Below are 19638 nucleotides of genomic sequence, written 5' to 3' on the forward strand. Positions count from 1 at the left end.
GCACGACCGTTCTATTTTAAGGTGAGGACAGCAATGAGCAGCAAAATATATTTCAAGAAAAGCCAGGGCTTTGATGTGCGCAGGAAGCTAGTTAACCTGACCACCCGTTTACATTACCGCATTGCTCCTGAGCATGCCAAACGTGTTGCTCGTAAGGTGCTGTTGACTCCAGTGAGAAGTACAAAGAACGTAGAAGAGCCTATGGGTATAGTCCGCCATCCGATTGAGACATCAGAAGGTATGATGATGACATACTGTCTCGGAGAAGGCCCTACATGGGTGTTAGGTCATGGGTGGTCAGGCTCAGCTCAGCAATTTTATTCGTTGATGGAGCATATTGCCCATTCAGGCTACAAGGCGTTAGCGTTCGATAATCCGGCACATGGCGAGAGTGAAGGGCAGTTTGGGCATCTTCCGGGCTTTGTTGCTGCATTTGACAGTATTTTAGCTCAGCAGGAATCAATTGCTGGTGTTATCGCTCATAGTATGGGCGGTGCAATGGTGTTGGAGAGTCAGCACCCTTTATTACAAGACAAGCCTGTGCTGTTGGTGGCTCCTGTACTTAACTATACCGAAAACCTTGTATCGACAGTTAAGCAGTCTGGGTATTCGATGAAGCTATTTCATGATGTGGTTGCTGATATTGCCAAGCAATATCAATACCCGCTAGAGAGTATAAACCCGCTTAGTCGCTTAAATGGTCGACAAGCTAAAGCAGTGATAGTGCATGACAAATACGATCGATTTGCTTCTTATGCTTACTCTGAACTCGCGAGTGAAAATCAACACGTTACGCTGATCGCGACTGAGGGGTTAGGGCATGGACGGATTTTGCAAAGTGAACAGCTAAAAAATGGGTTTGATTTACTGACGGGTAAGTAGCTGTTCAAGACTGATCAAATATTTATGTAGGTGGGTAATATGTAGGTTGGTATTCATTGTCTTCTAAAACAAAACAGGCTTGCCAAATGGCAAGCCTGTTTTGTTTGTTGGGTAAGATGCTATGAGTTGATACTGACGTTATCACCAGCGCGGGCTTGCTCTAGTCGGGCAACTTCTGCATCCAGCTCGGCAATTTTTTCTTCCATTAACCGATGACAATGATCGGCTAATTCGCGAGCATCATTAAGCTCATAGCCCGATACATCAATAGGTTCCATCATTTCAGCAATGATAATGCCGTTGTCTCGGCTTGATAGTGAGATTTTGTTGTGAGTAGAGCTCGTGCACATAGGTACGATAGGTACGCCTGCTTCAATCGCCATACGAAAAGCACCGGTTTTAAATGGCAGCAACCCTCTCCCTTTACTTCTAGTTCCTTCAGGGTACATCCATACCGACAGGTTACGTTTATGGATAGCATCAGCAACTTGCTGGATCGTGTTGCGTGCGCTTGATTTGTTTTCACGGTCAATCAGTATGTTACCGGTTATCCAATATAGCTGACCGAAAAATGGCATCCACAAGAGGCTCTTCTTGCCAATGGAGACTGCGCGGGGTGGCAACATACCTGGGTCGGAAACAAAATCAAACACGTTCTGATGGTTAGACACATAAACGGCTTTATGTGTATCAGCGATCTTTTCTTGACCGCGGTGGATAAGTTCAACGCCAACAATACGATGAAGTTGGTTAAACCAGCGACAGAAAAAATGTACGTGCTTAGGATCGCGAGGTTTAAACAACATGCAGTAAACCAGAGCGAATAGCGTGGTAAAAATAATGAAAATGGCTGCGAGGAAAATGCGGAAGAATGCAAGCACGCTTACTCCTTAGCGATTTAATGAAAAACTGTGTGCATTATGAAATCTTTTTAGTTGTATGACCAGCAGATAAGCGCATGTTTATCCAAATAATTAATGAAGTGTAACAATTGTTTGATTTTTATTCAGTCTCTTCGAGATAGAAATATACTCTTTTGATGAATTCATCAATAAAAACATGTGTATAGCTAATAAAGCATTGAATTGTTTAATTAGTGCTTGAAAGGAGCTGGTAGCGTGAAGTTGCTCGCAATTGTGATGGTTTTAGATAGAAAATCCTGGATAAGGCACTGAAATAAAGCGATAAACACTTTCGGTAGGTGCAGTCGCTCTCCTTGGTTGGGTGAGAGCATGGTATCTATCTCTTCTGTTGTGTGGAGTTTTGTTGGCTGACAATTGTCAGCCATTTTTTTGTCTTCATTTCAGCTGTAAAGCACTTTTGCTGGCTTTATCATCAGTTATGTCAAATTTTCATAGCGGACATAGAATAATGTTCCCGTAGTTTCAGTAATTGACTATTCTATTAGATTATTACCACAAAAATTTCATAGTCAGACATCACTGACATAGAGAAGAGGTCGACTGCAGTGAAAAAGTTGTTACCGTCACTGGCTTTGACAATTTGTCTGTCGGGGTGCTCATCATCACCGGACTCTGCAGGGCAAGATTCGTCCTCTGACGATCAATTGGCCAACTCACCTCGCTACGAATTTGTTGAGATGAATGTACCGCTTCATCAGTCGCCATCTCTTGATTCTGTCTATAAACAGTGGCGTGGTACACCCTACCGTTTGGGGGGAACATCCAAGGCGGGCATTGATTGTTCGGCATTTGTGCAAGTTGGCCTTGCTGAAGTATTCCAGCAGAAATTGCCACGAACAACAGGCGAGCAGGTTCGGCAAGGTAAGTGGGTTGCTATTACGGAGCTGAAAGAGGGCGATCTTGTTTTCTTCAAGACCGGACGTAGCCGACGCCATGTTGGTATTTATCTCGGTAAGTCTCGCTTTCTTCATGCATCAACGTCACAAGGCGTCATGATTTCGAATCTGAAAAATCCCTATTGGCGAAGTACCTACTGGCAAGCTAGGAGAGTGATCCCCAAGCAAGGGTAAGTCAATACGCCCTAACCTGTGAGGGATTGTTTACGACTCTAGAGTGGAATTTAGCTCGCGAAATTGACTATCTCCTTCCATACTGAGGCTGTAGGCCCAGTTTCCATCAGGCGCGCTTTCTATTCGTGGAAGTGGCTTGATGAATGATCAGGAGGTGATTCCATGGCTATGGCACTGACAGTAGGGCAATTCCTCAACAGCCACAATGTCGACTTCAGTCTGACTCGGCATAAACATACCGATACGTCATTTAGTTCGGCTATATCGGCCCATGTTCCAACATCGCAGGTTGCAAAAGCGGTGCTGCTAAAAGACACGAACGGTGAGTTCTTGATGGCTGTTGTTCCTTCTAACCGCCGCGTTATGATAGATAAGATCAGCCGAATGACGGGGAAACAATTCTTCCTTGTTGGTGAGCATGAACTGACATCGATATTTCAAGATTGTGAACCCGGTGCGATCCCATCAATCGGCCAACCTTATCAGGTTGATATGTTGGTTGATGATATGCTGTTTGAGCAAGATGAACTATTTATAGAGTCAGGTGATCATGAAAACCTGATCCATGTCGATGCAAAACAGTTCCATAAGATCATGCGTGATATCCCCCACAGAAATATCAGCGGGTACCGGATGATGTTTTCCGACGGCCATGAAGGTAGGCATTGGGAGTGGGAGTAGGTAGTGTTTCTCTACACCAAAGATAGATGTCCTTTGATAAAATACAGCCCAGTCTTAGACTGGGCTGCTTGTTAGGTGAGGGGGAGTCAGAGTGCCATTTGCATTCTGAGCCATAGGCCCGGTGGTGTGCTAAAGCCTGTGGTCACTGACGATACCTGACCATCTTTGATGATGAAAATAGAAGGTACTGCTGAGATTCCCCACTCTTTCATTAGCGAACCATGAGTGTCGTTGATGGTGGTAAAACCATAATCATGGTGGTCAAGGTAACCATTGATTCGACGGTTATCGCCAGAATTAACTGCAATTGACACCACATTGTAGTCTCCATCAAGCCAATTAATGGTTGGGCTGACAAAACGGCACACACTGCACCATGTGCCCCAGAAATACACCATCACGGGCTTATCATGACTGCGGGTAATTAGGTCGATTTCTTCCCCTTTGGTTGATTGTGCGTCCAGAGCCGGGATCGTGCCTTGCGGCATACTTTGGCTACGCCATATATCAAGCCCGGTTGTTACGGCGATCAAAACCAGCAGCATCAAGACCGCTTCTTTGAAAAAACGCGCAATCTTCGAGGGTTTGGTTTTGCCTTCAGTAGATGAATGTGAAGCCATTACTCAGCTCCTTTGCCACTGGCCGCTTCAAGGGCGTTGATAACATCGTTATTGGTCAGAATAACCGGAAGTGCTATCCCCATCGGTGCCTTTGGGCCATATACAATGTTGAACGGAACACCAAAGCGCCCATTGGAACGTAGAAATCCAGTGACATAGTCTGATGGCTTGGTCCAGTCTCCCTTCATCAATACGATATGATCTTGTTCAAGGGCTGAATAGATTGGGTCTTGAAGCAGGACACTGACTTTATTGACCTTACAAGTAATACACCAATCTGCTGTTACGTCGACAAAGATGATTTTTCCTTGGCTAACTTGTTGTTGGATAGCGTCAATATTGAGTGGCTGCCAAGCGTGATTCTGTGGCAATGGTGTTGCCCAGTTATCGGCTGTCATGCTGCCAGCAATCAGTCCACCACCAGAGCCGACGATGATGAATGCCATGGCCAGAATGACCGGTTTACGGCCTTTCACTTTGCCTAAGCGCCATAGCAGCACAATGATTAGTAATACACCCACCAGTACAACCGCTGCGGTAGCAAAGAAGCTTGTCATCAAGCTTAGGAGCCACAGGCTGGTAGCCAGCATCATCAAACCAAAGAGAGTTTTGAGTTTATCCATCCACATGCCAGGTTTTGGCAAGAGGTGGGCTAGGCGAGGGAAGAGTGCAATTACCAACCAAGGGGTTGCCATTCCAATTGCAAGGGCGGTAAAGATAGCAACCAAAGTGACAACATCTGCACCCAGTGCAAAAGCAACGGCAGTGCCTAGGAACGGCGCACTGCATGGCGTTGCCAGCAGAGTTGCAAACATGCCTTGTACGAAGTGGCCTACGTATGAATCATCGCCTTTTGTTGCCAGCCAAGTATTGGTACCGCTCGATAGGCGAATTTCGAACAAGCCCAGCATATTCGCAGCGAAAAGGGCGGTAATAACCACCATGGCGCCGATAAAGTACGGGCTTTGGAATTGAACTCCCCAGCCCAAAGCTTGGCCTGATAACTTGAGAACAATCATAAAGCCAGCCAGTAACCAGAATGACGTGAGGATGCCTGCTGCAGAAGATAGGAACTGCATGCGGATTTGACGTTTCTCTAGCCCTTCAGCGGCAATAACGCTGCTGAGTTTCATGCCGAGAACAGGCAAAACACACGGCATGATATTCAAGATCAAGCCACCTAGCAGGGCGATGCCGATAATCTCAAGTAAGTTGCTGCTGCTTGTTGTCAGCGTGACCGGAATATCATTGGCAATGCCTTGGGTTTCGACAGAAAAATCAGTATCACTAATAGTGACATTCAAGGTTTCACCAAGCAGTTTGGGTTCGCCGAACCAACTGCTGACCTTCATCTGGGCTGTTAAGGTATTACCGTCTACCTGAACGGTTGGTTTGAGGAATGACGCGTCTTGAACATTTTGAGATTCGCCATCGATAAACACATCCGGTTGGTGCCAACCAAGGGTATTGGTAGCAACCACTGACATCAGCTTACTGTTTTTATCCCACGATAGCGCTGTGATCTCTACGCTTGGTTGTTCCTTGGGGACGTTGCTCATTCCTTGGTTGTACAAATGCATCGCTTGCTCAGATGCAGTCAGATCGGTGGGATTGAAGTCTAGCGTGATCTCGTAATCAGTCAGTACACATATATTGGTACACGAAGACATGGTTAGGACGCCTGATAGGAAAACAGGCTTGGACATATCTGATACGTGAATTGTCATTGGGAAGATGATGGTGTGCTTATAGCCTAGTGTCTCGACGCCAAGAAACTCATAGCGCTTTGGCATAGGCCAGTGCCAATCGACTCCTTCTAGGTTATTTGAAAGAGACCAATCGATAGAAGGGGCAACACCACCTTCACCCGGACTGCGCCAGTAGGTTTTCCAGTCGGTATCCAGTTTGACTTCTAATAGGGCTTCGACTGTTTTGGATTCTAGGTTTTGTTGCCCAGTTAGCATATAACGAAGCTCGACAGGAGGATGGTCCGGATTTTGTAACCAGCCAGTTGAATATTCAATAGCAGAAGCTGAAAATGAGAACAGGCCTCCCATCAAAACAATCAAAGAGGTGAGTAGGGAAAATCGTTTAATAATCATATTTTTCAATGTAATAACTCCAAGAATAACAAAAGCGATCTCAAGCAATGCATGAGAGTGGTTAGCTTCGTTTTATTCTCGGAACACGCACAGCGTCAGGTGACGCCGCCGTGTTGGGGGAATGGGCTCTGTAAATATAGGGGTTGCTTGGGTGAAAGCTGCATAGATCAAGAGTGCCAATACAACGATAAACAAGCTAATGATGGCGTGTTCAACGGAGTGCTGGTGCATTTGCAGTAAATGATCAGAAAGAGAACATTTACCGTGAACAGCCGAATCTTTCATTTGCTGCGATGCAGGTGTAGCGTCGACGGATTGGCTGTCTTTGCTGGGGGGGAGGTCATTTGCCGTGCACGCGGTTGTGTAGCCGAAGTTTTGCCCGGAGCAGACAAAAATCACGACCAACACTAACAGCAAGGTATATTTGGCTGTTTGGCTTTGGTTTACCGCTTGGCTCATTAATGGTCTCAGTAAGAAATTGATTTTATGGTTTCTTTGCTACTTTGACAAAGAGAGAGCTTGCAATGTGATTCAGACCGTGAGAGATCGAAAAAGTTTCACCGTAAAATGAATGCGCACTATATTCTAACTTTTTGCTCTATACCGCAACCAGTGTGCAAAATGAGGACGGTTGATGTCGGGATGACAGGAAAAGAAAAAGCCCTCGTACGAATTTATCGAGGAGGGCTTTGAAGGTCATTATCTTAGCGTTGACTCATTCACCTGGATTGACTAGTGCTAAGTTTAACGTTTGTTTTTTAGGTAGCGCTTGCGGCGTTCTTCTTTCTTCTTTGCTTTTTCTTCTGCTTTCTTCTCTGCTTCAATCTCAACGTTAATCAACTCCTGAGTGATCATCTCAGGACGTTCCATTGTGATTTGACCTAGTGTGCCGTTACGCAGTTCATTGATCAGAATTTCAGAGGCTTTGTGAAGATCAACGCGTCCGCCTGATCTCAAGCAGCCACGTTTGCGGCCAATGGCTTCCATAAGCTCGATTTCACTATCAGAGACTTCATCTTCATCAAGGTCGTAACGTGCCTTGATCAGAGTAGGGTAAGCTTTGATAAGGTATTCAATAGTGAAGAAGGCAACATCAATATAATCCATGGCGGTGTCTTTAACCGCGCCCGTTGCTGCCAGACGGAAACCACTATGCGGGTTTTCAACTTTTGGCCACAGGATTCCTGGAGTATCAGACAGCACAATACCGTTTTGTAGGTTGATGCGCTGCTGTTGGCGGGTAACTGCTGGTTGGTTACCCGTGATGGCAACGGTACGGCCTGCAAGGGTGTTGATAATGGTGGATTTGCCCACATTCGGAATACCCATGATCATGGTGCGAATGTTTTTCCCCATTTCTTCACGGTGTGGCGCGAGCTTGCGACAAAGTTCCATGATTTTATGAACTTCGTTGACATTCTCTGTTGTAATCGCCAACGCTTTAACACCTTGCTCTTTCTCTAGGTGATCAATCCATAACTGTGTCATTTCAGGATCAGCTAGGTCACGTTTGTTCAGCACCTTAACAACGGGCTTATTGTTTTTTTCGCGAAAGGTTTTAATCAGTGGGTTTTCACTACTGAACGGGATGCGGGCATCAAGTACTTCGATGATCACATCTACCTTCGGTAGGACTTCTTCAATTTCTTTGCGGGCCTTGTGCATATGACCCGGGAACCACTGGATTGCGTTGCTCATTGATTGTTAACTCTTCATTACACGGTGCGGACCACGCTGTGCTTAAGCACTACAACATGGTGTACACCGAAATCAGTCATCCAAATATAACTAGCAACGGTTTACAGCTGCTGAAACCGTTGCGAGGTGCTTTGGATTGCTCATTGATTGTCAGTTGTTGTGAAGTTTAACGTAACTGGCGGGATACATAAATCTTTTCGGTCGCTGGCTTAATATAAAGGCACAGTTTTGTGCCATCATAAGAACCACTCATCATCCACTCCACAAGGAATGGAGTACTGTTTAAAAACACTACAATATGTCTACCTCTCTATGAGAAGCCTGAAAACACAAGCATGACCAAAATAGCTAAAAGTGGATGTAGCGTAGATTATTGCTTATTTTGCTCGTCGCTATGCTTAGGTATTTTATGCCAGCTATCGATTTCGCCGCTCTTTTGCATTTCATGCAAAGCTTCGATCAGTTCACTGTCTTGTTGAGCAAAGTACAGATCTTCTTCGGCTTTACCTCTTAGTCTCATCTTTTGTGTGAAGTCCATATTGCTTCCCCCTTCAACGATGATTTCACTATAAGTGTAGCCATGGGGTTAAAATTGTTGGGAATTAAGTGACGGAAGTTTGATCTGAGTCGATGAAGTAAAAAGGCCACGTCAGTGACCTTTTTTTGCCTAAGAAATAATGACGTTAAGGCTTAATATTTTGATTATGGTGAAAGAGGTTATCAGGGTCATACTGGCGTTTAATTTTGACCAATCGCTGATAATTACTGTCATAGGCATCCGAAACGCGTCCGCCTTCTTCTTCCGTCATGAAGTTTACATAGGCCCCCGCAGAGGCATAAGGCGTCGTGTCTTTGAAGAAGTCCCGAGCCCAATTGATAGAAGCTTCATCCTCAGCTGGTGTTTCCCATCGTGCATGGACATTTAGGACAAACTTGGCATCCCGGCTGCTATAAGCCATTGCATCTGAGGCAACACTGTTGGCGGCTCCTGCGAGCTGACCAATGAATATTTCACAGTGAGGAGAGGGGAGGTTGCCGGCATATTGAAGTAGTAATTCCAATGCGTCGTCATGTAGTTCAGTAAAATTGTGCGATTTCCAATAGTTACGCATGCCTTCGGTAAGTAGCGGATCAAAGGCTTGTTGCCACGCAGTATAAGGTTGTGCACCGATATGCTCGCCGTGTGGGGTGCCGAATTGGCGAAGTGGTTCGAGCAAGGCTTCCCCTTGTGCTAAATCTCCCACATAAAATATCGCTAGAACGATGACTTCTTTGCCATGTACGTCTTCTGGCAGGAATGGCAGAGGTGGGGCTTGGCGCATCACAACCCAGACGTTGAGATCTTCAGGTGCTGTTTGAGTAAATGATCGGTATTGTTCCAGTACTTGCTTCGCTTGGTCGAATGGAAAGACAATTAACCCCGCAAGCACTTCAGGCCCTACCGGATGGAGCTGAAATTCAAATTCGGTCACAATACCAAAATTACCGCCTCCGCCGCGGATAGCCCAAAAGAGATCGCTATTTTCAGTTGCTGATGCAGTCAGTTGTTGACCATTAGCAGTAATGATTTGGGCTGAAACCAAATTGTCGATAGTCATACCATATTTACGGGTCAGCCAACCGAAACCGCCGCCCAATGTCAGTCCTGAAATACCTGTGGTTGAATTGATACCGACAGGTGTCGCGAGGCCATGTTGCTGCGCAGCAGCATCAAAGTCAGCCAAGGTAGCCCCGGGTTGAACAAGCGCACGTTTGGTTTGCGGATTGACAGTGACCGCTTTCATGTCAGAAAGATCAATCATTAGCCCGTTATCGCATATCGCATTACCGGCGATGTTATGCCCTGCGCCTCGGACAGTGATGTCAATATTTGTGTCTTTGGCGTAGTCTAGTGCGGAGAGTACATCAGCAGCATTGCTGCATTTGACGATAGCAGCAGGCCGCTTATCGATCATCGCATTCCATACTTGGCGAGCTTCATCATAATCACTGTCATCAGGTAATATGACGTGCCCCTGAATTTGGCTGGTGAGTGTTTCTTTGTGGGAGTTCATAATGTCAGCTTATATGGCGTAACCATATGTGGTGGGTCTAGACATTACTGTAGTCGCAGATAGTTATTTTTCCACTGCTCAAAAGTATGAAAAAGTCCACACCGAGGTGCAGCCAATGCAAGTGTGACTTGCTGGGTTGTATCTAACTCATGGTGGCTACCATTAACATCCATATCCAGATATCGGTAAACTAAATCGACACTCCACTTTTGTGGCAGGCGATACTGCAAGCCTACTTGTCCTCCCCAAGTAAAGTGAGTCCGCCGTCTGCCGTCAAATTCATTGTTGTATCTGCTTGATTTGTCACAAATCACACTTTTCCAAGAAATGGTACATCAATGTGTGGTAACGATTACATAATGGCGGCTTATCACAATTTCACATCACTTTGCGGGTTAGTATGCTGCTAAGGAGTAATAAAGACGAATAAGAAATAAGCAGGTGGCTTGATGAAATCTCTCTCTTTCAAGATGAAAATCAATGCGTTTTTCATCGCAATTAGCTTGGTAACCATATTAGCGAGTTATCTCAGCGTGAGCTTCTTTGTTTCTAGGGAAACAACGCGCTCGATGCATGCCGACGTTGAGAGCCAAATGGAACTGCTGGTTACAACAGTGAACAATGAAATCAACAACAAGCTTGTGCTGGCGAGTATATTGGATACCAGTGCGACAGACCTTGGTCAGTTACAGCAATTAACCGGTTTTCATAAAATATACCGGGTCGTCCACGGCTTTGTTTTTTCACCTGAGGGCTCATTGAGTGATATGGATGTCAAAGGTCAGCAGGTGCTTGCAAAGCTTGCCAGCGCAGAGGTGTTGGCTGTTGATGATTTAACACTGGTAGAAGGTAACCCTGTTCTGACAATTATTTCGCCTCAAGGAGAAAGTAGGGGGGATGTATTTGAAGTTGATCTCTCCAGTGTCCAAGAGTTACTTGAAAACACCCAAATTGAAGGCGCTTACCTCAAGTTGGAAACAGACAGTGGATTTGAGGTTTTCAATAACCTACCTGACTCAAGTTGGCAGGGGATAAGCCGGGTAATTAATGTACAAAATCAGCAATGGACGCTGACCGGTTATATCGATCATGGTTTCATTGGCCAGGAAGTGAATCAGATCACCCGTTTGATCACAATGGCGCTGAGTGTTGCTGGCCTGATCATTATCTGTGTCAGTATTTTTCTTGCCAAATATACCTATGCCCCGATTATGCGTTTAAGAGTGGTTGTGTCCGACTTAGCCTCGGGGGAAGGGGATCTAAGCCAGCGTTTAGAAGTGACTAGCCGAGATGAGCTTGGTGAGATAGCGCAAGATATTAATGTATTCATCGCTAAGCTCGAGCATATGGTGAAGCAAATATCGGGTGCATCAAGCTCAATGGAACAAGTAGTCGATAACCTGCAGAAAAATTCAGAGGCAACGCAGATGCAGTTATCCGATCACGTTTCAGAAACGGGTCAAGTTGTTGCTGCTGTTAATGAAATGAGCCATTCTGCCGCATCAGTGTCGGAATCATCACGACGGGCGGCGGAGCAAGCGGCAATGACCCTGACGCAAGGACAGGAGGGTAAAACCTACATCGGCCAGGTGGTTGAACATGTTGATTCATTGATGACAAATTTTGATTCGACCTCTTCGGCAATTGGCACGTTGAATCAAGATATCGAACAAATCTCACAGGTTCTTGAACAAATTGGCGCTATTGCGAGCCAAACCAATTTACTCGCGCTCAATGCAGCAATAGAAGCGGCGCGGGCAGGGGCTTATGGACGTGGCTTTACCGTTGTGGCAGATGAAGTTCGTACCTTGGCCGCACAAACGCAGCAGAGCACAGAGAAGATTGACGATAATATTGCCAAGCTAAAGAATAGTATCAAATGTGTGCTGGCTGAGATGCAGGTCCTGCAACAGAGTAATCAGTCCGTGGTGGTGAGTACCGAGCAGTGCGAAAAAGCACTTAATGCTATTTCACAGTCGGTGGGCACTATTTGCCAGCTCAATGATGAAATGGCCTCGGCGGCTAGCCAACAAGAAGCGGTTAGTATGTCAATTACTAGCAGCATGGATAAGATCCAGTCGGTGGTCAATGGGATCGAGGGCCAAAGCAAAGAGACCCATGGTGATGTTGAGCGCCTGTCGAAGTCACAGCATTCGCTAGTGGATGTGTTATTACATTTCCGTACCAGCTAAATACAGATGCATGGTATCAGTGACTCGAATGCCAACGCCAACTCCATGATCTCATTGTTAGACACGCCGGTAACAGCGTTCATGCTTGAGTCAGAGAGGCTTGATTTAGCATTCTCTGTGTATACCCGCGTTATAATAGGTATACACAAGAGAGTTATAGCGTGTTACTTAACCTGATACTTGCTATTGGTACGGATGTAGATGGTGGCTTCTGTATCACCTTTATTGGTGAACGCATGGCTAAAGCCGCCCATAGACTCTATATAGCTACCTGGATTAAGTGTTTTTTGCTGAACTTGGTCTTTTGAGTTGTAATCTACGCTACCTGAGATGACCACGGCACGGAACTCGGTTGCCTCGGTGGTAATGGTACCGTCAAAACCAACGGGCAGCTTTAGCATAGAACCACCCATATCTGCGGTGCTTTCCCATACATAGGTGGCCTTTACACCTTGTGCGTCGATATCGTGCAGATCGCTGTTATCTAGCCATACAATATTGTCCTTATGCAGGTTAAGCGGACGCTCACCATTATCAAAGTTTTCTTCGGATGGTTTTACTAGGTACGGGCCTGAGTCGATCTCAAGATAGATCAAGTTAGTATCACCGTTGGCAGCCGTAGTGTGGTCTTCACCTGCCGGTTGCGTCCAGAAAGATCCTGCTGGCATCCACATTTTTTTTGCGCTTGGATCAGCGTTGTGCATGAGGCCATCAATAACAATACCGCGGTAGGTAATGTTGTGGATGTGCGGTGGTGACTCAAAGCCTTTGTTAAAGCGTACCAGCATACCTGTTGCCGTATCTGTTGTACGGTTACCCCATAGATCGGCGGCACCGGGGCTTAGTTCGCCACGTTGCGGGTTTAGGTAGCCCCATTCAATGTCGTCAGTGGCGACAACCTTAGAGGTAGCATCAGCGGCAAAGGTTGGTGTTGCGAGTAGTGCTGTTGCGAGCGCTAGTGTTGATGCTTTGATTGAAGATTTCATTATTAACTCTCTATCGTATTGAACGTTGTTGTGATTGCTTGATGGGTATACTAGGTGCCATCTAGCACTAGATAAACGGGCTGTTCTTCAATACACTTTCGCTGAAACGTGGATAATCAATATTATGATCAAAGCATGCTTTGCATTAGATGGGGTGATGTTATGAAAATTGCCGATCTGCAGGTGTTTTTAACCGTGGCGGAGTTACAGTCGATTACCGCCGCTGCCAATCAGCTCGATATGAGCTCATCTGCTGCCAGTGTGGCGTTAAAGCGTATTGAGAAATTACTGGGTGCGCAGCTCTTTGTGCGCACGACACGGCAATTAAGGTTATCCCCTGAGGGCGAGCGATACCTGCCCTTATGTCAACAGGCGCTGGATCTGCTGCAACAAGGTCAGGTAGTGATTAATGAAGAGCAACAGTCGATTAATGGCGAGGTTAAGATGGCCATGTCCTCGGAGATGGGACGTAACCTGATGCGCACCCTGCTTAATGAGGTGATGGAGCAGCATCCTGATCTTTCTTTGCGTTTACATGTTAGCGATAGTCGGGTGGATTTTTATCGCGATGGTGTTGATGTCGCGCTGCGTGCCATGACTAAAGCCGCAGTGCAGGAGCTTAATCTGTATGGTTTTAAGATCTGTAATATTCCGCATTTCTTGTGTGCATCACCTGAATATATTTCACAACACGGTGCGCCTACCACCCCTGATGAGTTGTCTCAACACAATACTTTACTCTATAAGCTCTATGAGGTGATGCACGATGATTGGGAGCTCTATCAAGGTGAAGAGAAGTTTAAGGTGAAGGTCAAGAGTGATCGTGCTGTGAATGATGGCGATATCGTACGTCGTTGGTGTGTGGATGGCGTAGGCATTGCGAAAAAATCTGTTATCGATGTATCTGCTGATCTGCTTACTGGACGGCTGCAAAGAGTGATGCCTGGTTATCACATACCTGTGACTGAGTTGTGGCTGGTGCTACCAAGCCGTCAGCTGATCACTCCTGCGATTCGTCTTATTCGTGATGTACTGAAAAACAAGATTAATGGGCTGAGAGAGCAGTTGATAAAAGAAGGGAGGCTAAGCGAGGAGGAGTGGCCACCAGCGTTTGACTAGTGTTTGCTCTGTGTACAAGGGCATCTGATTTACAGAGGTGTCCTATTGAGTTTAACGTTGTAACCCCACTGAGCACAGTACGTATTAACCATGGTGCATTGTCATGCTTGCTCATGCCATAACTGGATTTGGGCTGCTATGTCAGGTAATCGCTGGCGTGGTGGTTAATCGTGTCCAGAGCAAAAGAGATCTCTTCTCGGGTATCGCTGGCCAGCCCGAAAAACAGGCATACCCCTTGTCGGTAGTTACGTGTTGCGTCGTCTAACTTTAATGGTTTCAAGTCGCCGGATTTTATCCATCGCGCGGCTAAGGAGTCAGACAGGGCAATCCAACCGCCGTCAGCTAATAACTCCGCGGTTAACTCAACATTACTAATTTTCTCCACAATGTTGGAAACCCTGAAAAAGCCCAAGTCCCCTTCGCTGGTATTTGGCAGCTCATACTGCGTTTCTAACCGCAGGTCATCTAGGGTAACGCTTTCGTTTTTGGCAAGATGTGATCGGGTATGAACATAGCCACTGAGTGGTAAGTTACCAATATATTTGGAAGCAATTCTTGCCTGAGTTCTTGGGCTGTTTTCTGTCGCCATTATCGCAATGTGGCACTCACCGTTCTCTATGCAGCGGTAGGCGTTTTCACGGGAAGAGGGGGCACATTGAATGGACATGCCGGAATAACGGCACTTGATTGCTTTAATCGCTTTGGCGAGCAGCCTGGTGGGAATTTGCTCATCGTGGAGCAAAAACAGTTTTCCTAGTGGAGCATCGAGCAATGAGAAGGCCGTCAACTCAAAGTCTTTCGCTTGCTTGCTTAGGTTCGTGGCACGAGATATCAGCTTGTGGGCTGCGTTGGTAGGCTTTGCCTTCCGCCCTTCGATTTTGAACAGCTCGACTCCTATCGTGTCCTCTAAGGTGAGAACATGCTCTCGTATTGTACTGCGCTCTTTATTGGCTGCACGTGCAGCGGCGCTGTATGAGCCATGCTGGTAAACAAGTGTGAAAGAATGTATTTGCTCCAGTGAAATCATTTATTGTCTCAAACTATCGGCTTCTAACGTATTAAAGATAAAAAATACACCACCGATAGCTAAATGTCTGACGGTGTGCTCACAGGGTTTTCCTGAGTACGGGCTAGATAGATGGCAATTTAATAAAGCCAATCACCTAGAAGTTAGCTTCCCTTTTGAAGCCAGCAGGCCTTAACGTAAAGTTAAGGCCTCAAACGAGTATGGGTTATTTCGTCTGGTCTAATAATTCAGCCACTTTTCTAAAGTAAGCAGGGGCTTTGATTTCACCGTAAGGTGCAACGTAAGGCGTCGCCGAGAAGTACACTGCGGCAAAGTCGCGTTCCGGATCGATATAAATCCCCTGGCCAGTGTTGCCGTGCTTATATATGGCTCCGTCCTCAAACATAAAGTCAAACTGGTACGCGCCTTTGACGGGCTTCTCTGCAAACAGGCCAATTGCCTGCTTTTCTTTGTGGCCGCCGATAAAGGCATCGCCGTTGCCGGCACTGCGGATTTGCTTGAGTAGCGAAGGAGTGACAACTTGCTCGTGAGCGACCTTGTCCCAGCTTGGCGTATACAGGGTCGCGTATTTGGCAAAGTCCTCCAGGGTCGAAGATATAATCGCTAGGTTTAGTGGAGTACCATCGGGTGTCAGGTGTACCATCAGTGGCATACGAGCCCCCAGTTTGCCCCAGATACGCTCCTCGACAACGTCTGACCAGCGCTTGTTGGTTACATTCTGGATAACCTGGCCAAGAACATGGGTGTTGAGAGAAGAGTAACGGAAGCGTTCGCCTGGCTGTTCGTTATCAAGTGGCTGGACATCTTTTAGCACGTCACGCCAGGTCTCCCCTTTAGTGCAGCGTTCTGTCGTGCCCAGCGCTGAACTAACAAAGCGGACGAAAATGCCTTCTGGGTCAAGGATGGACGTATTATTTTCTTCGTGATCCAATCCTGCGGTGTGGTTGACCAAATCCAGGACGGTAACCTTGTCCCATGCGGTACCTTTGAGATCCGGAACATATTGAGTTGCAGAGGCCGTAAGATCTAGTTTGCCTTCTTCGGCCAGCATCGCCGTGATCAGGCCGGTAATCGTTTTAGAAGAAGACATCCAAAGGTGGGTATCGGTCGGATTCATACCTGGGTATGCCTCATAAACCACTTTACCTTTGTGGATCATCATTACGCCCTGATGGCGGAACGTTGGATGAACAAAATAATCATCCATTTTTTGTTCACCTTCACTATCGGTATTCACCACGATGTTGCCGATGTCGCTATTGAGGTTGCGCTCCAGTGCAAGCTGCTTAGTGGCAGGGTTGACCATATCGGTGCGCATAAAAGTGCTCCAATTGGTTAGATAGTAGAGTGTGTGATCTCCGCCCATCTGAGCGTGGAAGCTTTCAAAGCTGTCATAGGCATCCTGAATAAAATCTAACTCAAAATGTTCTTTTGCCGCGCTGACTGGAAGGGTAACTGTAGCGCCGGGCGCCGCAAGGTATTTGGCTAAGGGGTGGTCATCCGCCACACTGGCATTGGTAGACGTAGCAAAAAGTGAGGCGATAGTGAGAGTGAGGGTTTTCAGTCCGAATTTTTTCATTTATTCCCCTTAATGTTATTACCTTCACTGAGAAGGTCTTTTGCTTCAGGTCGATATTTTAACAATTTCAAGTAAACAAAAAATTCAATTATGTTGGGGATAGCACTCCAAAAAGGCGAAATGCTTCGTATAAATTCAGAGCAAGAACCTGATGAATAGAGAGGAAGTTAACACGACGAAAAATGGTGATTTTGAATGAAGTTCTTGCCGACTAATGGGTAAAAATCCCTCACGTCAGAAGGCGTGCTGGGCTAGATAGTCGGTCGTAAATCTTTGGTGGTTAAAAAGTGGTGAGTAGGTCACTACGTCAATATGCATGCAAAATCGCCGATAAATACAATGTTGAAACGGACTTCGTTGTTGCTGATGTTAGTACGACTGAAGGCATCGAATCGGTAAAGAATATCGAGCATAAAATTGGACTGGTTGCTTTGTCAGCACCACTTCAAGACAGACTCTAGCCCTTACCGGATGGGAAAAGCGTCTTTGTCCATCGCTTCTCTTCGTAACAATGCGATGTGACTTCCTATTGTAAGTAAGCCAATAAACACACAGTTGTGAACATTTGTTCAAAATGATATTGAGCGACCGTTCAAATTATCCTATAGTTAATCCATATAGAAGAAGTAATAGCTTTTGGTACATGGAATCACATTTTTAGCTGGCATGTGGATGCTGGATAAAGATCATTAATCAGGAGAACCATAAATGCTTAAGTTTTATTTTCATCAAACTCCAAATCCAATGAAAATTGCCCTATTTCTGGCAGAAACAGACTTGCCTTATGAACTGGTTGCCGTTGATACGCTAAAAGGTGAGCAACACACTGCGACGTTCCGCGCTATCAACCCAAATGGCAAACTTCCTGCGATTGTCGATGAAGGTACACGCGTATTCGACTCTAATGCTATCTTGTTGTACCTTTCAGAAAAAACAGGGCTGTTGGCTGGTAAGGCGGAAGATCGCGCGGAGTTGTTGTCCTGGATGATGTTTATTGCCTCTGGGCTTGGTCCTTTCTCGGGTCAGTGTGTGCATTTTCATCGCGCAGCACCAGAGCAAATTCCGTATGCTCAAAATCGTTACTTGCGAGAAGCGCAGCGTCATTATGAGGTGCTGGATGGACATCTTGAGGGGCGAGAATATATTGTCAGTGACGAGTTCACTATTGCAGACGTGGCCGCATGGGGTTGGATTGACAAGGCTCCGGTTGTGTTAGGTGAAGAAGGGCTTACCCCGTACCCTAATTTAAAGCGTTGGTTTGATAGCGTGAATAGCCGCCCCGCAGCGGCAGTGGCCCGAAGTATCGACAAAGATATCGAGTTTAAATCAACGGTGGATGATGAGAGTCGACGTGCACTGTTTCCATCAAACTATCCCAAACAACAACTTGGACAATAGATAGGGAAGGCGATTATGCCACTTATCAAGTGTAATTGAAATTAACGGTTTAAGGAGGATTTGGTGGATAAAGACACGATAATTTTCGATATAAACGAAACAGTGTTAAACTTTGATTCACTAAACCCTAAATTTGAGAGAGTGTTTGGTGATGACAAAATCACTAGCTTATGGTTTTCAATGTTATTGCACACATCGACCGTGTGTATATTAACAGGCGTGAAAACTGATTTTCTTACACTCTCAAAAATGACGTTAGATACAGTCGCATCTCGCCTAGGGGTTGGGTTAACGGAAGGAGACCGAGCTGAAATACTGTCAACTTTCGCTAGCCTTCAACCCCATGATGATATTAAAAGCGCATTATTACGATTGCGTTCAGCTGGATATAAAACAGTCGCTTTTTCAAACTCATCGCAGATTTTAGTATCCTCGCAAATAAAGCAGGCTGGGTTAAACGATTATTTCGATGAAATTGTGTCAGTGGAGGAAGCAGGAAGTTTCAAGCCAGATCCTGTGGTTTATGCTTACTTGGCTGATAAAATGAACTTGCCTGTAGAGAAGCTACGCTTAGTTGCAACCCATGATTGGGATACGCATGGCGCTCTTAGCGTTGGGATGAAAGCTGCCTATATCGACCGCTTGGGTTGGCCATATAACCCTTTGTATAAGAAACCCGATATTACCGGGATAACAATGAATGAGATTGTTGAAGCGATTCTTGCTTTAGAGTAATACGGGATTAAAAATCACAAAGGCCACTGAATGGCAAAAGAACTGTATTACCTTCATTTAGACCACATCTGCAAATTTTAATATATAACTCTGGGGTGGAGGATAAGATATAATAACCAGCGGCTTGGTCCGCTGGTTTTACCCGTGGCACGGATACAATTATTTATAGGGCATTCACTATAGTTTCAATTTCAGTGCCAAGCTATAATTAATCAAGAACAATTTCAACTAGTTCAAAGTTGAAGTCATTTTTACCATGCTTGATATACATTGCACATTCCTCTACGCTTAACGACCATGTGCCTTGCTGGGTTCGAGACGTTAATTCATTGAGAAAAACTTTTTGATTTTCAACAGCATTTCCCGCCAATGCACGACCATACTGTTCGCACATTTCTTTATCTGTTGTCGCGTAAGAGGAAAAAGAGCATAACGCCAATGTTAAAGCAAATACGTATTTCATGATAGTATCCTTTGATTGTACTTTTATTCACTCCCGAATTCAACTCCGAAGTGCGACACCCTCTAATATCAAGCAGCCATAACCATCGTTTTAAAGACGACAGATGGCT

Annotated in this window: 19 protein-coding genes; 8 read left to right on the plus strand and 11 right to left on the minus strand. The window is 45.7% G+C overall.

Annotation, left to right across the window (positions count from 1 at the left end):
* The first annotated feature begins 33 nt into the window (after positions 1–33).
* Positions 34–882: an alpha/beta hydrolase gene (locus ACVA53_RS12810; RefSeq protein ID WP_446505302.1), complete on the plus strand. Its 849-nt coding sequence runs from the start codon at positions 34–36 to the stop codon at positions 880–882.
* A 119-nt stretch (positions 883–1001) separates the two neighbouring features.
* Here ACVA53_RS12810 and ACVA53_RS12815 read toward each other — a convergent pair whose 3' ends face one another.
* Positions 1002–1763 carry a 1-acylglycerol-3-phosphate O-acyltransferase gene (locus ACVA53_RS12815; RefSeq protein ID WP_255044441.1) on the minus strand — a complete coding sequence of 254 codons (762 nt, stop codon included), beginning with the start codon at positions 1761–1763 and terminating at the stop codon, positions 1002–1004.
* Between the two features lie 587 nt (positions 1764–2350).
* On the opposite strand from ACVA53_RS12815, the gene ACVA53_RS12820 reads away from it, so the two are divergent.
* Together ACVA53_RS12820 and ACVA53_RS12825 are read left to right on the plus strand one after the other, a co-directional pair.
* Positions 2351–2875, plus strand: a complete 525-nt coding sequence (locus tag ACVA53_RS12820) for an NlpC/P60 family protein (protein WP_255044442.1) — start codon at positions 2351–2353, stop codon at positions 2873–2875.
* A gap of 162 nt (positions 2876–3037) precedes the next feature.
* On the plus strand, positions 3038–3556 hold the full coding sequence (locus ACVA53_RS12825) for an aminoacyl-tRNA deacylase (RefSeq protein WP_255044443.1): 519 nt from the start codon (positions 3038–3040) through the stop codon (positions 3554–3556).
* A gap of 86 nt (positions 3557–3642) precedes the next feature.
* Here ACVA53_RS12825 and ACVA53_RS12830 read toward each other — a convergent pair whose 3' ends face one another.
* From ACVA53_RS12830 to ACVA53_RS12855, 6 genes are all read right to left on the minus strand, one after another.
* Complete coding sequence (locus ACVA53_RS12830) at positions 3643–4176, minus strand: protein disulfide oxidoreductase (protein ID WP_255044444.1); 534 nt, start codon at positions 4174–4176, stop codon at positions 3643–3645.
* Positions 4176–6278 (minus strand): protein-disulfide reductase DsbD family protein, encoded by a 2103-nt coding sequence (locus ACVA53_RS12835; RefSeq protein ID WP_446505308.1) that lies wholly within the window; start codon positions 6276–6278, stop codon positions 4176–4178. The genes ACVA53_RS12830 and ACVA53_RS12835 overlap by 1 nt, the downstream gene beginning before the upstream one ends.
* Positions 6279–6350: 72 nt before the next feature.
* Complete coding sequence (locus tag ACVA53_RS12840) at positions 6351–6737, minus strand: hypothetical protein (protein ID WP_255044445.1); 387 nt, start codon at positions 6735–6737, stop codon at positions 6351–6353.
* A 285-nt stretch (positions 6738–7022) separates the two neighbouring features.
* Positions 7023–7976: a ribosome biogenesis GTPase YlqF gene (gene ylqF / locus ACVA53_RS12845; RefSeq protein ID WP_255044446.1), complete on the minus strand. Its 954-nt coding sequence runs from the start codon at positions 7974–7976 to the stop codon at positions 7023–7025.
* A 370-nt stretch (positions 7977–8346) separates the two neighbouring features.
* The gene (locus ACVA53_RS12850) at positions 8347–8514 is read right to left on the minus strand and encodes a hypothetical protein (protein ID WP_255044447.1); all 168 of its coding nucleotides are present in this window, start codon (positions 8512–8514) and stop codon (positions 8347–8349) included.
* Positions 8515–8659: 145 nt separating this feature from the next.
* On the minus strand, positions 8660–10030 hold the full coding sequence (locus ACVA53_RS12855) for an FAD-binding oxidoreductase (RefSeq protein WP_255044448.1): 1371 nt from the start codon (positions 10028–10030) through the stop codon (positions 8660–8662).
* A 449-nt stretch (positions 10031–10479) separates the two neighbouring features.
* Here ACVA53_RS12855 and ACVA53_RS12860 point away from each other — a divergent pair, with 449 nt between their 5' ends.
* Positions 10480–12222, plus strand: a complete 1743-nt coding sequence (locus tag ACVA53_RS12860; protein ID WP_446505303.1) for a methyl-accepting chemotaxis protein — start codon at positions 10480–10482, stop codon at positions 12220–12222.
* A 164-nt stretch (positions 12223–12386) separates the two neighbouring features.
* On the opposite strand, the gene ACVA53_RS12865 is transcribed toward ACVA53_RS12860, so the two are convergent.
* Positions 12387–13208 (minus strand): DUF4437 domain-containing protein, encoded by an 822-nt coding sequence (locus tag ACVA53_RS12865; RefSeq protein WP_255044450.1) that lies wholly within the window; start codon positions 13206–13208, stop codon positions 12387–12389.
* A 162-nt stretch (positions 13209–13370) separates the two neighbouring features.
* Between ACVA53_RS12865 and ACVA53_RS12870 the strand changes: the two genes are divergently transcribed.
* Positions 13371–14327, plus strand: a complete 957-nt coding sequence (locus tag ACVA53_RS12870; protein WP_255044451.1) for a LysR family transcriptional regulator — start codon at positions 13371–13373, stop codon at positions 14325–14327.
* A gap of 136 nt (positions 14328–14463) precedes the next feature.
* On the opposite strand, the gene ACVA53_RS12875 is transcribed toward ACVA53_RS12870, so the two are convergent.
* Positions 14464–15354: a LysR family transcriptional regulator gene (locus ACVA53_RS12875; protein ID WP_255044452.1), complete on the minus strand. Its 891-nt coding sequence runs from the start codon at positions 15352–15354 to the stop codon at positions 14464–14466.
* A gap of 205 nt (positions 15355–15559) precedes the next feature.
* Positions 15560–16933 carry a serine hydrolase domain-containing protein gene (locus tag ACVA53_RS12880; RefSeq protein ID WP_446505304.1) on the minus strand — a complete coding sequence of 458 codons (1374 nt, stop codon included), beginning with the start codon at positions 16931–16933 and terminating at the stop codon, positions 15560–15562.
* A gap of 290 nt (positions 16934–17223) precedes the next feature.
* On the opposite strand from ACVA53_RS12880, the gene ACVA53_RS12885 reads away from it, so the two are divergent.
* The 3 genes from ACVA53_RS12885 (at position 17224) to ACVA53_RS12895 (ending at position 19066) form a co-directional block, all read left to right on the plus strand.
* Positions 17224–17394: a hypothetical protein gene (locus tag ACVA53_RS12885; protein ID WP_446505305.1), complete on the plus strand. Its 171-nt coding sequence runs from the start codon at positions 17224–17226 to the stop codon at positions 17392–17394.
* A gap of 247 nt (positions 17395–17641) precedes the next feature.
* Entirely contained in the window at positions 17642–18331 is a 690-nt protein-coding gene (locus ACVA53_RS12890; RefSeq protein ID WP_446505306.1) for a glutathione S-transferase family protein, read from the plus strand.
* 63 nt (positions 18332–18394) lie between these two features.
* The gene (locus ACVA53_RS12895; protein WP_446505307.1) at positions 18395–19066 is read left to right on the plus strand and encodes a haloacid dehalogenase type II; all 672 of its coding nucleotides are present in this window, start codon (positions 18395–18397) and stop codon (positions 19064–19066) included.
* 208 nt (positions 19067–19274) lie between these two features.
* Here the strand turns inward: ACVA53_RS12895 and ACVA53_RS12900 are convergent, their stop codons facing one another.
* Positions 19275–19529: a hypothetical protein gene (locus tag ACVA53_RS12900; RefSeq protein WP_255044457.1), complete on the minus strand. Its 255-nt coding sequence runs from the start codon at positions 19527–19529 to the stop codon at positions 19275–19277.
* Positions 19530–19638: the final 109 nt, after the last annotated feature.

This window comes from Photobacterium sp. DNB23_23_1 (assembly GCF_052873815.1).

Bases quoted from the DNA above. Each gene is read 5' to 3' on its own strand.
- ACVA53_RS12880 (WP_446505304.1), bottom strand. From the start codon at position 16,933: ATGAAAAAATTCGGACTGAAAACCCTCACTCTCACTATCGCCTCACTT.
- ACVA53_RS12840 (WP_255044445.1), bottom strand. From the start codon at position 6,737: ATGAGCCAAGCGGTAAACCAAAGCCAAACAGCCAAATATACCTTGCTG.
- ACVA53_RS12855 (WP_255044448.1), bottom strand. From the start codon at position 10,030: ATGAACTCCCACAAAGAAACACTCACCAGCCAAATTCAGGGGCACGTC.
- ACVA53_RS12810 (WP_446505302.1), top strand. From the start codon at position 34: ATGAGCAGCAAAATATATTTCAAGAAAAGCCAGGGCTTTGATGTGCGC.
- ACVA53_RS12900 (WP_255044457.1), bottom strand. From the start codon at position 19,529: ATGAAATACGTATTTGCTTTAACATTGGCGTTATGCTCTTTTTCCTCT.
- ylqF (WP_255044446.1), bottom strand. From the start codon at position 7,976: ATGAGCAACGCAATCCAGTGGTTCCCGGGTCATATGCACAAGGCCCGC.
- ACVA53_RS12865 (WP_255044450.1), bottom strand. From the start codon at position 13,208: ATGAAATCTTCAATCAAAGCATCAACACTAGCGCTCGCAACAGCACTA.
- ACVA53_RS12890 (WP_446505306.1), top strand. From the start codon at position 17,642: ATGCTTAAGTTTTATTTTCATCAAACTCCAAATCCAATGAAAATTGCC.
- ACVA53_RS12870 (WP_255044451.1), top strand. From the start codon at position 13,371: ATGAAAATTGCCGATCTGCAGGTGTTTTTAACCGTGGCGGAGTTACAG.
- ACVA53_RS12830 (WP_255044444.1), bottom strand. From the start codon at position 4,176: ATGGCTTCACATTCATCTACTGAAGGCAAAACCAAACCCTCGAAGATT.
- ACVA53_RS12860 (WP_446505303.1), top strand. From the start codon at position 10,480: ATGAAATCTCTCTCTTTCAAGATGAAAATCAATGCGTTTTTCATCGCA.
- ACVA53_RS12850 (WP_255044447.1), bottom strand. From the start codon at position 8,514: ATGGACTTCACACAAAAGATGAGACTAAGAGGTAAAGCCGAAGAAGAT.
- ACVA53_RS12825 (WP_255044443.1), top strand. From the start codon at position 3,038: ATGGCTATGGCACTGACAGTAGGGCAATTCCTCAACAGCCACAATGTC.
- ACVA53_RS12875 (WP_255044452.1), bottom strand. From the start codon at position 15,354: ATGATTTCACTGGAGCAAATACATTCTTTCACACTTGTTTACCAGCAT.
- ACVA53_RS12835 (WP_446505308.1), bottom strand. From the start codon at position 6,278: ATGATTATTAAACGATTTTCCCTACTCACCTCTTTGATTGTTTTGATG.